Here is a 15,536-nt window from a genome sequence, read left to right on the forward strand (position 1 = left end):
ATATATATGAGTAAAGTATATCGTATCGGAATTATTGGCTGTGGTGGAATCGCGAATGGCAAACATCTGCCGAGTCTGAGTAAACTGGATAATGTTGAACTGGTGGCTTTCTGTGATATCGTTCAGGAACGTGCGGATGAGGCCAAACAGAAATATGGCTCTACGGATGCTGAAGTCTACACCGATTATCAGGAATTGCTCAAGGATGAGTCTCTGGACATTGTGCATGTGCTTACACCGAATATTTCTCATGCCGAGATTTCTATTGCTGCTCTGGAAGCAGGCAAACATGTGATGTGTGAGAAGCCAATGGCGAAGACATCTGCTGAAGCACAGCTCATGCTGGAAGCGGCAGAACGTACCGGCAAGAAACTGACCATCGGATACAACAACCGTTTCAGAGAAGACAGTCAGTACTTGAAGAAGGTGTGCGAAGCGGGTGACCTGGGGAATATTTATTTTGCCAAAGCACATGCGATTAGACGTAGAGCAGTACCAACCTGGGGTGTTTTCCTGGATGAGGAGAAACAAGGTGGCGGCCCGTTGATTGACATTGGTACGCACGCACTCGATTTGACGCTTTGGATGATGGATAACTATCAACCAAAAGTTGTGCTGGGTACGACCTATCATGAGCTTTCGCAACGTGAAAATGCGGCCAATGCCTGGGGCCCGTGGGACCCAAAACAATTCTCCGTAGAAGACTCCGCCTTTGGCATGATTGTGATGGAGAATGGAGCAACGATCATGCTCGAATCCAGTTGGGCACTTAACTCACTGGACGTGGATGAAGCGAAATGTAGCTTGAGCGGCAGCGAAGCAGGTGCGGATATGAAGAACGGACTGCGCATCAATGGTGAGAAATTCAGCCGTCTGTACACCAATGAGATTGAACTGAGTGCAGGCGGAGTAGCTTTCTACGATGGTAAGAGCGAGAGCGCGCCGGATGTAGAGATGAGAAAGTGGATTGAAGCAATTGAGAACGATCAGGAGCCGGTGGTCACACCAAAACAAGCGCTGGTTGTATCTCAAATCCTGGAAGCACTCTATGAATCTGCTCGCACAGGCAAGGCTGTGTACTTGAACGAATCCAACTAACCTCCACAGAGGCAGTGCGTTGTTCAAAACCAAGAGACGTTGTCTGGAAAAGCGGACATCGTCTTTTTGGTGCTGCATTTTTTCAATATTTTCAGATCAATGAACTAAGGGCAGGGGCTATGACATCCTTGCTCATGAGATAGGTCTTATATCCCCCTGTGAGGTTTTTACACAGAAGCCTTTTTGTTTCAAAATACGTGAAGCGGTGTAGCCCCGAAGGTCAATGATTTGATTCAAAATGGTTGTCCATGAAAAGAAAAACACTTCACTTTACAAAATCGTTATATCGTAATATTATGATATATAAATGTAAATACGAATATCAGTTTAATAAAGGAGTAATGGAGATGTTATTTAAAGAAACGAATCATGCAGAAGTTGCTAAACGCTTGAATCAAGGAGAAACATTGATGATGCTGGATGTTCGCGAACCTGCGGAGTGGTCAGAGGGACACGTTAAGGGAGTAAAGCATATTCCGTTAGGACAAGTCCTGCAACGACTTGATGAATTAGACCCGGAGGTTGAGATGATTGTGATGTGCCGCAGTGGTGGAAGAAGCGGCCTCGCTTGTGAACTGCTGAGTGAGAAGGGATACAAGGTTGTGAATATGAACGGCGGCGTGAGTACATGGACGGACGAAGGGACTTGGGAATAAGCGGATGGATATGAATACAGTTGTTTTCATTGGGATAGTTGTTCTGGTGGTATGGATGTTATATTCACGATTTCGTCCAACGAAGTATCTGCGTTCCTTAAACACGACTGACTTTCAAAGTGAGATTGGTAAAGGAAAAGACCGGGTTCTTCTTGATGTAAGAGAGCCGGGGGAGTATCAGACGGGATGTATTCCGGGCGCAGTGAATGTTCCTTTATCTCGGTTGCAGCAGCGTTTAGATGAAATTCCGAAAGACAAGGAAGTGCTATTGTACTGTCGAAGTGGTATGCGTAGCAAAAGTGCAGCAAAGATATTACACCAAAAAGGTTATTCCCGGCTTGCCGAATTACAGGGAGGGATCAGTGCATGGAAGGGAAAGCTCGCTAAAAAGTGAAGATTTGATATAGCTTTGAGATAATTTTGTGAAATACTCAGCAAAGTAAAGAGGCGTCCTTATGACGGCTCTTTTTTCGTCTATTTGGGTGAGTAAGTGCGGAAATATTTTATGAATTCATAAAAAAGTATTGCATATAAGTTTAGTCGGAATTATATTAATGGTATAAGGTCTAGACCATATACAGATCGGAGTGTTTAGATGTCCAGTACGTTTTCATTTCGTTTTGAGAAAGTATCCACCAAAAAGGTTAGTGAATTCATTAGAGAACAACTGGAAGAAGCCATTATTCTGAAAGAATTGATGAGTGAAGAACAGCTTCCAGCTGAGCGAGATCTGGCAGAGATTTTTAATGTAAGCCGCATTACCGTCCGTGAGGCACTCTCTTCACTGGAAGAGAAAGGTTTGATTGAGAAAAGGGTGGGTGCCAAAGGCGGAACATTTGTACTGCCTCTGACAGCCAATTCGCATAAACGGACCAGAGAAGAAATTAAACGGGATTGGTCACAGATGCTGAAGGTGTTTGAATATCGAACCATCATCGAGCCGGAGGGAGCTTTTCTCGCTGCTGAGCGGATCACCGCAGGCGAACTGGAGCTGCTTGAGGGTTACATGGAACAAAGTATAGAGCCAGACTGTACAAGGGAATGGTTCAGGGCGCTGGATGTGAAATTTCATCTGACCATCGCCAAAGCGTCGGGGAATCCATATTGCGAGAGAGCCGTCAGACAGATCCGGACCAAAATTAATCCGGCGCTGGACTTGATGCCTTATGATGACCGGATACGTACCGTCAACCATGGTGTACATATGGAGATTCTTGAAGCATTGAAAGCCCATGATAGCATCAAGTCTAAGGAGACGATGAAAAGGCATATCGAATTCTCGGCGGATGCAATCTATGCCCGTTTGGTTTCTGAATCGGACAAAAATGAAGGGAATGACAGCGAATGAATCGTTCAGAACTAATACAGCTGGCTCAGCCACTACAAGCCCAGTTAAGCGCCTGGCGCAGAGATTTGCATCGCCATCCGGAAATCGGCTACGAGGAGCATCGTACATCCGCTATCGTAGCTGAGCATCTCGAAAGCCTGGGGCTGGAAGTTACACGCAATGTGGGACAGACCGGGGTTACAGGTCTGCTTCGCGGAGAGACCGATGGACCAACCTTTGCCTTGCGCGCAGACATGGATGCTCTGCCAATCCAGGATCAGAAAGCGGTGGAATATCGCTCACAAGTAGAAGGCAAAGCGCATCTGTGTGGACATGACGCTCACACCTCCATCCTTATGGGAGCCGCTCAATTGCTTACAGGCCTTGGAAGACCGAAATCAGGCAACATCAAATTCATTTTCCAGCCAGCAGAAGAGGGACTTGCAGGGGCAAGAGCCATGATCCAGGACGGTGTTCTGGAGAAGCCGAAGGTTGATGCCATCGCAGGATTACACATGACACCTGGACAGGACACGGGAACCTTGGGTGTAAGTCAGGGCGTTGCATTTGCATCAGCTGATCCCTTGATTATCAAGGTGTTTGGCAAGGGTGGCCACGCAGCTCGTCCGCATGAGGGCATTGACGCGATTGCGGTATCCGCTCAGGTCATCACCGCCTTGCAAAATATCGTCAGTCGCATGGTCGATCCGCTTGAACCGGCTGTAGTCACGATTGGCAAAATCAACGGAGGTTATATGGGAACAGCCATCGCCCCCGAAGTGGAGATGATCGGTACGGTTCGTACACTCTCACCTGCCATTCGTGAACGGATGCCAGCTTTGATCGAGCAGGTTGTCAAAGGGGTCTGTGATTCTTTCGGAGCAGGATGCGAAGTCGTTTACGGTGATGGATACCCTGTTGTCGTGAATGATCTCGGCATGGTTGACCTGCTAACAGAGACCTGCAATCAGGTTAATGCGGAGAAGGGATGGAACTATATCAAACCTTCCACAGGGGGCGAGGATTTCGCTTTTTATTGTGAACAGGTTCCGGGGGTGTTTTTCAGACTAGGATCTGGTAATGATGAGGAACGTACTCGTTATCCGCTCCACCATCCCATGTTTGATCTCGATGAGACAGCGATGCCATATGGTGTGGGCATGTTGTCTGCAGTAGCACTTGAATTTTTGGCAAGAAATACAACTTCTGAGGGGGAGCAATCACAATGAAAAAAAGACAATGGACAGGCTTGTGGATCACGTTACTGGCAGTTGTAATGGTACTCAGCGCTTGCGGAGGAAAATCGACAAGCACGAATGATAGTTCCGCAACCGAAGGAACGGACAGTGGAAGCGCAAGTACAACACTGACCGTTGCTGCAGCAACTGATATTGAGAGTTTCGATCCGCACAACAACAACAACACCTCCAGTGAGGCGGTTCTGGTCAACGTTTTTGATTATCTGATCAAAAATGACAGTGAACAGAAGAAAGTTGCGGGACTTGCGACATCATGGGATCAAGTCGATGATACAACGTGGAGATTTAAGCTGCGTGAAGGTGTTACCTTCCACAATGGCGATCCATTCACTTCAGCAGATGTAAAATACACGCTGGAGCGCGTAGCCAAGGACGAGACACTGAAACAAAACAGTTATTTCAAAAATATCGTAGAAGTTAAAGCGGTGGATGACTATACCGTAGATATTATCACGGATGGTCCAGATCCGTTGCTCCTGAATCGTTTGTCCAAAATGGGAGCTGGCATTCTGCCAGCAAAATATATTGCGGATAAAGGATTCGATGTTTTCCTGAAACAACCGGTAGGCACAGGCCCTTATAAGTTCAGTAAATGGACCAAAGATGATCGTGTGGAACTGGTGAAAAACGAGAACTACTTCGACGGTGAACCAAAATGGAATGAAGTGGTATTCCGCGTTATTCCTGAAGCCTCCACGCGTGTATCCGAATTGCTTGCTGGTGGTGTGGATGTTGCGTCTTCCATTCCGTCCACTGACATTGCCCGGATCGAAGGCGAAGCAGATAAAAAGATTGTCAAAGCGCCAATCCAACGTGTGCTTCAGTTGATCTTCCGTCAGACAGAAGGCAGCATCACGGCTGATCCGAAAGTACGTGAAGCGATTGACCTGGCTATCGACAAACAAGGAATCGTGGACAGCATTGCCGGCGGAGCAGGTATCGTAACCCGCACATCCGTAACACCAGGCAACTTCGGTGCTGATCCTTCATTGTACAAAACGTCACTCTATGATCAAGAAAAAGCAAAACAGTTGCTGCAAGAAGCTGGCTATGCGGAAGGTGAAGCCGAGATGACCATCTCCGTTTCCGCACAGTACAAAGAACAGGCCGAAGTTGTTGCAGCGATGCTGGAACAAGCCGGATTCAAAATCAACCTGGATGTTCTGGAAGCAAGTGCATTCAGTGAACGTTACAGCTCCAAATCATTCAAAGAAATTTTCATGATCGGTATTGGTAATTCCTTGTTCGATGCTTCGAATAACTATAATCGTTATATGCTGGAAGAAGCCAAAGGCGAGTCGGATTACAACAATCCTGAAGTAGAAAAACTGCTTCAATCTGCATTGGTGAACATGGACCCTGCAGCTCGTGAGAAAGAGTATCAGCAAGTACAACAGATCTTCTCTGAAGAACGCCCAGCCGTATATCTGTACCAAATGGAAGGTGTCTACGGAACAAATGCTAAAGTGAACTTCGCGCCGCGCAGTGACGAGATGTTCTATGCTGACGAGATTACACCTGTTGCACAGTAACATCGGGTATAACAACCGGTCATTGAAAAGATAAGGCCGTGAACGGCAGGGACTGGATAACCATGTTCCTGCCGTTCTTTTTTAAGATGATAGAATTTATACGTTTTCAGCGGAGCTGAAGGATTCGATCATCGCAAGAAAAACTTCAACTAACTGCGGTCTGTCTTCTGTGAAAGTACGTCGATAAGTGTTTTTCTTTACAAGGGAGGTGAACAAGGAATGGGCAAATACGTACTTAAGTCACTACTGCAGATCATTCCGGTGCTGTTCATTGTTTCATTAATTGTGTTCATTTTGGTTCGAGTCACCGGTGATCCGGTTGCGCTAATGTTGCCTGAAACGGCTACCGCTGAAGATCGTGCTGTCTTGACGCAGGCACTTGGTTTGGACCAGCCTTTATATACACAATACGTGAAGTTTCTGGGCAGTGCGATACAGGGAGACTTTGGTCAATCTTTTCGCTACAATCAGCCTGCGCTAGAGCTTGTGCTGGAGAGATTGCCTGCCAGCTTTGAACTGGCGGTAGCTGCGATGTTTTTTGCTGTACTTATGGCTGTGCCACTTGGTGTCATTTCAGCTGTTAAACGTAATACGTTTACCGATCTCATTATTTCAGGAATATCCGTCATTGGTAAGGCGATGCCAAACTTCTGGATGGGAATTATGCTTATCCTCTTGTTCTCCGTCATGCTGGGCGTATTGCCGGTATCTGGTCGCGGAGGATTATCACATCTGATCTTGCCGGCATTTACACTCGGCGTTGGACTGGCTGCGCAGATGACTCGACTGATTCGCTCCAGCATGCTGGAGATTCTGAATCAGGACTATATTCGAACAGCCCGCAGCAAGGGGCTTGGCCGAATGGTTGTTATTGTGAAACATGCGTTTCGGAATGGACTAATTCCGGTTGTGACGATCATGAGTTTGCAGTTTACAAGTCTGATCGGGGGAACTCTGATTACGGAAACGGTATTCTCCTGGCCTGGCCTGGGTCAATTGCTGGTCGTTGCAGTCAACACACATGATATGGCTATTGTACAGGCAGCGGTGTTTGTCATTGCCTTTATCGTTGTAGTAACCAATATCTTGACGGATGTAGCCTACAGGTTACTTGATCCGCGCATCAAATACGACTAGAAGGAGGTGCAATCATATGACAGGCAGCAATGAAATGCCAATTCCGGGTACAGAACAGGAACATGACAATGGGCGTGCACCAACGGGATTTCGTTATATCTGGCAACAACTGATCATCAGCAAGACCGGAATGTTTGGTGCTGTGCTTGTATTGTTGGTTGTGTTAATTGCCATAGGTGCACCTCTATTGACGAGTCATGATCCGGCGGCGGTTAATCCGCTGGGCCGACTTAAACCACCAGCATGGCTTGAGGGCGGAACGGCCGAATACTGGCTGGGTACCGATAATCTGGGCAGAGACATGTGGAGTCGAATTGTATATGGTGCCCGAGTTTCCTTAATCGTGGGGATGGGTGCCGTGATTGTGTCAGGAATCATTGGCGCGATTCTGGGGTTGGTATCCGGATTCTACGGGAAATGGCTGGATGCTGTCATCATGCGTGTAGGTGATGCATTCATGGCGATTCCAACCATTCTGTTCATGCTTGTTGTGATGGCGATTGTTGGCCCGGGTATTACAACGTTGATCTTTGTCATCGGTATAACCAACTGGGTTCCATTCACCCGTGTGGTAAGGAGTGAGGTTCTTAGTATCAAAGAGCGGGATTTTGTTCATGCGGCCAGATCAATTGGTGCCAAGAATGGAAGACTGATTCTGAAACACATTCTGCCGAATATCCTTTCATCCTTTATCGTGATTTGCGGTATGAATGTCGGCACGACGATTATTATGGAAGCTTCACTCAGTTTCCTGGGTCTGGGTATCAAACCACCCGATGTATCCTGGGGAGGGATGCTCAGTGATGGCAGACAATACGTTGCTACAAGCTGGTGGGTCGCTACATTCCCGGGACTAGCCATTACATTTACCGTACTCGGTGTTATTTTCCTTGGAGATTGGCTGCGTGATGTGCTTGATCCACGTACGGAGACAACCCATAAATAAACGGAGAAGGGAGCCATCAATATGAACCAAAGACCAATTATGCCGGAGGATCTGCGTCACTATCGTTGGATCAGTCAGCCAGTAATCAGTCTGAACGGACAAGTGGCTTATGTGGAACAGACCATAGATCAGGATAAAAACGAATATAACACGCAAATTCGAGGGATTTCCCTCGATGGTGATGAAGATATTGCACTTTCGGATGGAACAAAAGATTCCTCACCTGCTTGGTCGCCGGATGGCACACAGCTTACATTCATTCGCTCAGTGGATGGGGGGAAAGGACTATGGACGCTCCATTCAGATCAAAAAGAGCCTGTCATGCTGATATCTCCCGCACGTAAAATATTGAGTTATATCTGGTCGCCGAACGGGCAGTACATTGCGTTTACCAGCAAGGTGCAACCGGAGGACCAACAGATGAAGAAAGCTGACGACCAACAGGAGCCACCTGCACCTGTGCTGCGAGGCAAGGTCTTTGAGCGTACAACGCCGAAGGCGGAAGGGGCTGGCTGGTGGGATGGTCAATACAGCCATTTGTTTGTATATGAGATCAAAAGTAGGGAAATCACGCAGGTGACTTCCGGGCTATGGAATATCAGTGCTCCGGTATGGTCGCCAGATAGCAAGCAGCTCTCTTTCATTTCGAAGCAAGTAGAGGACGAGGAGCTTGATGCAGATCTGCTGTACTTTACGGATATATACAGCATTCAATTGGGAGAAAGTGATCTCTTCAAAGTGACAGATTCCAGTCTGGCGATAAGCCAGTTCTCCTATTCATCTGATGGGCAGCAGCTAATCCTGATCGCCAGTGATCGTGAGTATGGAAGCGGGAGCCACAACAGCTTGTACGCTGTCCCCGTTCAGCGGGGTGTACCCAGGATAATTGCACCTCAATTAGATATGCAGATTGGTAACGCGGCGCTTGGAGATATGAAGTCAGCAGGTGCTTCTCCTTCTCCACTCACGGATAATAAGCATCCGGAACGTGGTGTGTATGTACTTGGGACGCAGAACGGGAATGTGGATGTGTACCGTATTCAAGATAATGGGGCGTGTCAATTGGTGACGGGCGCTGGTGAAAAGGATGTGTATCAGTATACCTTAACGCCAGATGGTACCTCGCTGGTTATCGCTGCATTGACAGATGGACATCCTGGAGAGTTATATCGCGTGCATGTTGAAAGTGGTGAAATGTTCAGACTCACCCGGCGAAATGATGAATTCATGGCTGAATTGGCTGTAAATGTGCCAGTCCGTGTAGAGTTTAAGTCCTCCGATGGATGGCCGCTTCAAGGTTGGTTAGCCACACCGGCAATACGTGACTCCAATGGGAAGTTGCCACTGATTTTGCAGATTCATGGTGGCCCCCACGCAATGTATACGGGAACATATAGTCATGAGATGCAGACACTCGTTGCGCAAGGGTACGCTGTGTTATGGATCAATCCCCGCGGAAGTATGGGATACGGTCAGGAGTTTGCCAGAGCATGCCGTGGTGACTTTGCCGGAGGTGATTACCGGGATCTGATGGAAGCTGTTGATTATGCCTTGGCTACATATGATTTCCTTGATGCATCACGTTTGGGTGTAGCAGGTGGCAGTTATGGTGGGGTGATGACCAACTGGATCGTGGCGCATACGCACCGTTTTAAGGCGGCTGTAACCCAGCGTTGCATCTCCAACTGGTTGTCGATGTATGGAACGAGTGATATCGGAATTTCCTATGTTGAGGGAGTCATTGGTGGTAATCCGGCGGAAAACGCTGAATACCTGTGGTCCCGCTCACCTCTTGCTCATGCACATCACATTGAGACGCCACTTCTGATCATGCACGGAGAGCAGGACTATCGGACACCGATTGCACAAGCGGAGGAATTATATACTACGCTAAAACGATACGGCAAAAAGACCAAACTGATTCGTTATCCGGTTTCCAACCACAGTTTGCTGAAAAGCGGTAAACCTTCATTACGTATCGATAGCTTCGATCAGGTGAATGCCTGGTTCAATCAGTACCTCGGGAATGAGGAGGGCGAGCAATGAGTCGAACTCAACTATCCATTCCAGTGGGTCTTCTTGTAGAGAATGTTCTGACAAGTGGGGAACCAAAAGAAGTGATTATTGAATGTTTACAACGTCGAGACTATTCCCGGTTGCTGCCTCTGGTTAAGGAATCCGCGATGGATTTTGATGACAGACTACAGACAGCAGATGATATCGGAGACGATTGGGAAAAGGCGATACGTCACGGTTATGAGTTCAAGTTTTTGCATATCAACGGGTTGAAGCGATTGCTCGATTTCCGCTTTGACCGTAAGGTGGATCGGGATTACGTTCAAGATGAACTGTCAATGAAGCATATTCGTCTGACCACACAAGAGATTGAACTGCTGCAATCGTTAATTGGCAGGCAATGGCTCGTGCAGGCAGAAGAAACAGAGGCAGCAGAAGAAGGCAGAACAGATAGTGAGTTATCTTCCTGCATTCCTGTCCATATTCAATTGAAGTTCCCATAGGATGACCAGAAGAAGCCGCGATGATCGCGGTTTTTTTGCTATGTACAGGTAGAAATGAGGATGACTGAATTCAAAAGTTGAAATTTAATTATTTTATGATTTATAATTATATCAAATGATATAATTATCTATTAAAAAAGGGAATGAAAAGGGGGACCTAGGATGTCCATTCAGCTTGTTTTGGGAAAAGTTCAAATATCGGATGATGTGATCTCCAAAATTGTCGGCAAGATTGCGAATACCACCAGTGAGATTTCCTCCATGTCGACAGGACTTGTAGAAGGGATCACCAAAAAGTGGAGCGGGAAAAGTCTGCAAAATGGCATAGATATCCGCAAGGTAGAATCCAGACTGGAGATCAACTTAAAGGTTGTCGTTTGTTATGGAACGAAAGTGCATGAAGTCTGCAGGGAATTGCAAAACAATGTGAGAGCGCATGTGGAACAATTGACCGGGTTAACCATTGAAACGGTGAATGTAATCGTTGAAGGGGTATCTTTTAACCAACCTGATGTGAGGTTTTAGTCCGATTTCAGCTACCTAGAGGAGTGACAGCGATGAATAAGATTTCCATAATAAAAGCCAGTCCACAATCATTAGTCGGCGGGCAGCTAAATCAGATGGCACTTGAATATATGGCCTATTCGCTTGCAGGTACCAAGGATAAAGGCATTATAGAGAAAACATTCAACAAGTTATGGCGCTCGAAACAGAACCGATTCAGTCACCAGTACGCTTATGAAGCTAAAATGGGTAACCAAACGCTGGGCATGATCATGTGTTATCCGACCACTATAATGAACAAACTTGCTTTACCAACGTTCTCCAAACTGTTTGAACTTCGTAAATGGAGCCTGATTAAGTATAATCTCCAACATTGGAAAGAGTTCTACTCCATGGTGACTTTAAAAGAAGCGGAGAATGACGAGTACCACATCGGAACATTGGCTACCTTGCCTGAAAGCAGAGGACTTGGTTTAGGGACACAGCTCATTCATTTTGCTGAGGAGCAAGCTCTAACACAAGGTCTGTCCAAATCTTCACTTACGGTTAAAAAGGAAAATCTACTAGCTATTAAACTCTACGAGTGTTTGGGATACCAGAGAGTAGGGGAAATCAATAAACCTTCGCTATCCTTGTACCGAATGTCCAAAATACTGGTGTAGTGCTTTCTAAGAAGATTAGAATAAGCATCTGGAAGGTTCACATACATAAGTCCACATTGGAACAGTTAAAGGTGTGGGCTGGGGGCGCTTTATGCGTCTCTTTTTTAGTTTTCAGATTTTTCTCATAAAAAAAGTAACTTGACTTTTGCGGGTGTTTAAGCAGGTAGTTGACAGGGGTGTGGTATAGTATAAAAAGTTCTTTTAATGAAGAAAGACGGAGAAATATACAATGTGGGGTGTAACCAGTGTATCAATATAAGGATCAGGAATATGAAGCAGTACATTTTGAGGGACGTGATCTGCGCTATGGAGAACTCATAAGTTGTGTTTTCAAGCAGTGTACATTTATGAACGCTTCTATGGAAGAAATCGAAACGAGTAACTGCCGTTTTATTGAGTGTGACTTCAAAGGAGCTTCCATGAATGGTTCGATTCATACGGAATCGGCTTTTGAAAACTGCACCTTCGGTGGCGCGAATCTCTTTGCTTCCAAATTCAGCTCCTGCAAGATGACAGGCTCAGACTTCTCAGGTGCGCAAATGGATGGGATTACACTAAGTCAGGGCGATTGGTCCTACACAAATCTGAGACATACACGTTTGGGGAAACAGGATCTGCGAGGAATTCGTTTCTTTGAGGCTGACTTTACGGACACGGATTTCACCAAAGCGGATTTGAGAGACTGTGATCTTACCCGAGTTGTATTAAGTAGAGCCAAGCTTCAAGGGGCCGATCTTAGAGGGGCCAACCTGGAAGGCATCGATCTGAAATCACTGGATATCAAAGGTGTACGTTTGGATCGCGAACAAGCTGTTCTGTTTGTTCGCTCGTATGGTGCGAAAGTAGATTGAGCTGAACATACACAGCATGAAGCCGCCCTTGAGGCGGCTTTTTTGACTTTGAGGTTTTCCGATTCAGAGAGAATAGGCAGGAAAAAGAGATCTAAACAAGAAGTAGTTAACATAAGTTTCAACTAAAAGGAGGTTATCATGACCGTCACATTAATTATTTTTGTTGCTGTTATTGTCTTTGGGCTTATAACAGGCACGATCACTACGATTATGGCATTTAAACTGTTACGTAACAATAAAGAGAAACATCACCTTCGCAAGAGCATTCTGATGGACGGAATTCCAACAGAAGCAATAATTCATGATATTGTACAGACATCATCCAGTAGGGATGGAAGGCCTGGCGTGCGACTGGATCTGACTGTAACCCAAGTTGACGGCCGCACCTTCCCAACAATTGTAGAGACTTATATTCCAATCACACATATTCCCCACTTTCAGAAAGGAAATGTCATTAACGTAAGATACATTGCGATGGGGAATGAACGAAAAGTTGAGGTTGAGGATGCCTATGTTCCGTAAGGCAATCATGACGGGTACATCATCAAAATTTATGTAGAGGAGTGTAAGGCTGATAACGCAAGCAAAGGACAGAATAACTTGGTTTAGGAGGATTTTTTCTGAAATTAATTAAAACATATGATGTGGATCTAAGTGAAGAATGGTCAACTCTTCTTCAAGAATTACTTGTTGCCAGTTTTCCAGAGGTTTATCCAAAAGACAGATTGTTCTTTAAGCAAATACCACATGGCAGAGTGCTGGCATTTAACCCTGATAACCAATTAGTTGGGCATGTAGGACTAGATTACAGGATGATGAATTTAAATGGAACACCCATAAGAGTGTTGGGGATAATCGATTTGTGTGTTTCTCCTGCTAATCGCTCTCAAGGGATCGCTTCTTTGTTAATATCCGAAGTGGAAAGGATGGCCAAAGGGCGTGTTGATTTTGTCCTTTTATTTGCGGATCATGAGGAATTGTATAACAAAAATGGATTCAAAACGGTAAGTAACACATGTAAGTGGTTGAAAATTGATCATGAAACCTTAACCACAGTTAAAGTTGGGACTCAGAAGGTGGAGGGGTTAATGATTAAAGAAGTGGGAAGCATGCCATGGGGTGAAGGGGAACTCGACTTTTTAGGATATTTATATTAATCCCTACGCGCCAATATGGGAGAAGGGTGCCTTGACCCATGTCGTATTCCATGTTAAGTTTTCTGTATTCAAATTGTGAGCTTGTAAAGGGGTGGTAAAGTGATGACTGAATTAGAGGTTGTAGATGTTTATGTGAACCTGTCAACGAACATGAACATTGGCATGGTTCACAATATTACTAATCAGAATCCGGCACTTTGTCCTCCTATGCATAGATCTACTCGGCGCTAAATGATTTATCGCCAGGTTTCTTTATTGTATAAGCGAATCTAAATTCTGATTATGTTCAAATATTAAAGTGAGGGAATCCATGCCATGTTCGATGGTGAAATCCCGTCAGTTTACTTTTATATTTCACATAAAAAGGATGATTTGCATGTCTTTAATCAACGTTACCAACCTGACCTTTGCCTATGAAGGCAGTTACGATAATATATTTGAAAATGTTAGTTTTCAGTTGGACTCCGATTGGAAATTGGGTTTTACCGGAAGGAACGGCAGAGGCAAAACGACATTCCTCAATTTGTTGCTCGGCAAATATGAATACAGCGGACATATCTCTGCGAATGTTAGCTTTGAATACTTTCCTTTCCAGGTAGAGAATAAGGGAGCCATGACCGTCGATGTCATCGGTGAGATTCATCCTGAATATCTGCACTGGCAAGTTGTGCGCGAGCTTAACCTGTTAAAAGTGTCAGAAGATGTGTTGTATCGGCCTTTTGATACGTTATCCAACGGAGAACAAACAAAGGTGATGCTGGCTGCTTTGTTCCTGAAGGATAATCGGTTTCTGCTCATTGATGAACCTACCAATCATCTTGATCTTCATGCGAGACAAATTGTAGGTGATTATCTCCGCAGCAAGAGTGGATTTATTTTGGTGTCTCATGATCGATCCTTTCTGGATCACAGCGTGGACCATATTCTTTCCATCAATAAGAGTAACATCGAGATTCAGAAAGGCAATTTTTCCGCTTGGTGGGAAAATAAAAGAAGGCAAGATCAGTTTGAACTTGCGAGTAATGAGAAATTAATGAAGGATATCAAGCGTTTATCCGATTCAGCCAAACGGACCGGTGGATGGTCGCATGAAGTGGAAAAGACCAAAAATGGTACGAGAAATTCCGGTTCCAAGGTGGATAAAGGATATATTGGGCACAAGGCCGCCAAAATGATGAAACGTTCCAAAAATATCGAACAAAGGCAGCAAACTGCGATTCAAGAGAAATCCAAACTTCTCAAAAATATCGAGAGTGCAGAACGTCTGCAGATTCATCAGCTGGATTTTCACAAGCATGAACTTGTCGAATTGGAGCATGTGTCGATCTCATACGGCTCCAATACGGTGTGTAAGGATGTCAGTATCACGGTTGAAAAAGGGGATCGTATTGCCCTGTACGGTAAAAATGGATCTGGCAAATCAAGCATTCTTAAACTGATCTGTGGTGAAGATATCCCTTATACAGGTCTTTTCCGTAAGGATCATCAGCTTAAAATCTCGTATGTGTCGCAGGACACGTCCGATCTCGGAGGGCATTTATCTGAGTATGCGGCCACACAGGGGATTGATGAGAGCCTGTTTAAATCGATACTTCGAAAGTTGGATTTTTCCAGACTGCAAATGGAGAAAGATATCTCGACGTTTAGCGCAGGTCAAAAAAAGAAAGTGCTCATTGCTAAAAGTCTTAGTGAAAAAGCTCATTTGCACATTTGGGATGAACCACTTAACTTTGTAGATGTCATTTCACGTATGCAGATCGAAGACTTACTGCTGGAATACTCGCCAACCCTGCTTTTTGTAGAGCATGATCGTGAATTTTGTACAAATATTGCAACGAGAATCATCGAACTGTAATCAACGGAGAAAGATAACCATGCTAAGAGCCGC

The 15,536-nt window shown here is 45.3% G+C and carries 16 protein-coding genes; all 16 read left to right on the forward strand.

Annotated elements, in window-relative coordinates; all coding sequences use genetic code 11:
- The first annotated feature begins 6 nt into the window (after nt 1-6).
- The 16 genes from QVE09_RS00835 to QVE09_RS00910 all read left to right on the forward strand — a co-directional run bounded on the left by QVE09_RS00835 (nt 7) and on the right by QVE09_RS00910 (nt 15,503).
- Nucleotides 7-1,098 (forward strand): Gfo/Idh/MocA family protein, encoded by a 1,092-nt coding sequence (locus QVE09_RS00835; RefSeq protein ID WP_315935236.1) that lies wholly within the window; start codon nt 7-9, stop codon nt 1,096-1,098.
- Nucleotides 1,099-1,445: 347 nt separating this feature from the next.
- Entirely contained in the window at nt 1,446-1,754 is a 309-nt protein-coding gene (locus QVE09_RS00840; protein ID WP_315935237.1) for a rhodanese-like domain-containing protein, read from the forward strand.
- Nucleotides 1,755-1,758: 4 nt separating this feature from the next.
- Nucleotides 1,759-2,148, forward strand: a complete 390-nt coding sequence (locus QVE09_RS00845; RefSeq protein ID WP_315935238.1) for a rhodanese-like domain-containing protein — start codon at nt 1,759-1,761, stop codon at nt 2,146-2,148.
- Between the two features lie 201 nt (nt 2,149-2,349).
- The gene (locus QVE09_RS00850) at nt 2,350-3,102 is read left to right on the forward strand and encodes a FadR/GntR family transcriptional regulator (protein WP_036670784.1); all 753 of its coding nucleotides are present in this window, start codon (nt 2,350-2,352) and stop codon (nt 3,100-3,102) included.
- On the forward strand, nt 3,099-4,310 hold the full coding sequence (locus QVE09_RS00855; protein WP_315935239.1) for a M20 metallopeptidase family protein: 1,212 nt from the start codon (nt 3,099-3,101) through the stop codon (nt 4,308-4,310). Before QVE09_RS00850 ends, QVE09_RS00855 begins: the two co-directional genes overlap by 4 nt.
- Nucleotides 4,307-5,872, forward strand: a complete 1,566-nt coding sequence (locus tag QVE09_RS00860) for an ABC transporter substrate-binding protein (protein ID WP_315935240.1) — start codon at nt 4,307-4,309, stop codon at nt 5,870-5,872. The genes QVE09_RS00855 and QVE09_RS00860 overlap by 4 nt, the downstream gene beginning before the upstream one ends.
- Before the next feature lie 219 nt (nt 5,873-6,091).
- On the forward strand, nt 6,092-7,009 hold the full coding sequence (locus QVE09_RS00865) for an ABC transporter permease (protein WP_315935241.1): 918 nt from the start codon (nt 6,092-6,094) through the stop codon (nt 7,007-7,009).
- Between the two features lie 16 nt (nt 7,010-7,025).
- A complete protein-coding gene (locus QVE09_RS00870; protein ID WP_315935242.1) occupies nt 7,026-7,955 on the forward strand; it encodes an ABC transporter permease in 930 nt (309 codons plus the stop codon).
- Nucleotides 7,956-7,976: 21 nt separating this feature from the next.
- Nucleotides 7,977-10,001: a prolyl oligopeptidase family serine peptidase gene (locus tag QVE09_RS00875; protein WP_315935243.1), complete on the forward strand. Its 2,025-nt coding sequence runs from the start codon at nt 7,977-7,979 to the stop codon at nt 9,999-10,001.
- Nucleotides 9,998-10,474 (forward strand): hypothetical protein, encoded by a 477-nt coding sequence (locus QVE09_RS00880; protein WP_315935244.1) that lies wholly within the window; start codon nt 9,998-10,000, stop codon nt 10,472-10,474. Before QVE09_RS00875 ends, QVE09_RS00880 begins: the two co-directional genes overlap by 4 nt.
- A 162-nt stretch (nt 10,475-10,636) precedes the next feature.
- Complete coding sequence (locus QVE09_RS00885; protein WP_315935245.1) at nt 10,637-10,999, forward strand: Asp23/Gls24 family envelope stress response protein; 363 nt, start codon at nt 10,637-10,639, stop codon at nt 10,997-10,999.
- Nucleotides 11,000-11,031: 32 nt separating this feature from the next.
- Entirely contained in the window at nt 11,032-11,640 is a 609-nt protein-coding gene (locus QVE09_RS00890; protein WP_315935246.1) for a GNAT family N-acetyltransferase, read from the forward strand.
- Between the two features lie 245 nt (nt 11,641-11,885).
- Nucleotides 11,886-12,491 carry a pentapeptide repeat-containing protein gene (locus QVE09_RS00895; protein WP_036670794.1) on the forward strand — a complete coding sequence of 202 codons (606 nt, stop codon included), beginning with the start codon at nt 11,886-11,888 and terminating at the stop codon, nt 12,489-12,491.
- 138 nt (nt 12,492-12,629) lie between these two features.
- Entirely contained in the window at nt 12,630-13,013 is a 384-nt protein-coding gene (locus QVE09_RS00900) for a hypothetical protein (protein ID WP_315935247.1), read from the forward strand.
- 122 nt (nt 13,014-13,135) lie between these two features.
- Nucleotides 13,136-13,648, forward strand: a complete 513-nt coding sequence (locus tag QVE09_RS00905; protein WP_315935248.1) for a GNAT family N-acetyltransferase — start codon at nt 13,136-13,138, stop codon at nt 13,646-13,648.
- Nucleotides 13,649-14,024: 376 nt separating this feature from the next.
- Complete coding sequence (locus QVE09_RS00910) at nt 14,025-15,503, forward strand: Lsa family ABC-F type ribosomal protection protein (RefSeq protein ID WP_315935249.1); 1,479 nt, start codon at nt 14,025-14,027, stop codon at nt 15,501-15,503.
- The last annotated feature ends 33 nt before the right edge of the window (nt 15,504-15,536 follow it).

Origin of the sequence: Paenibacillus sp. ClWae2A, assembly GCF_032452295.1 — a bacterium.
Taxonomy (GTDB): Bacteria; Bacillota; Bacilli; order Paenibacillales; family Paenibacillaceae; genus Paenibacillus.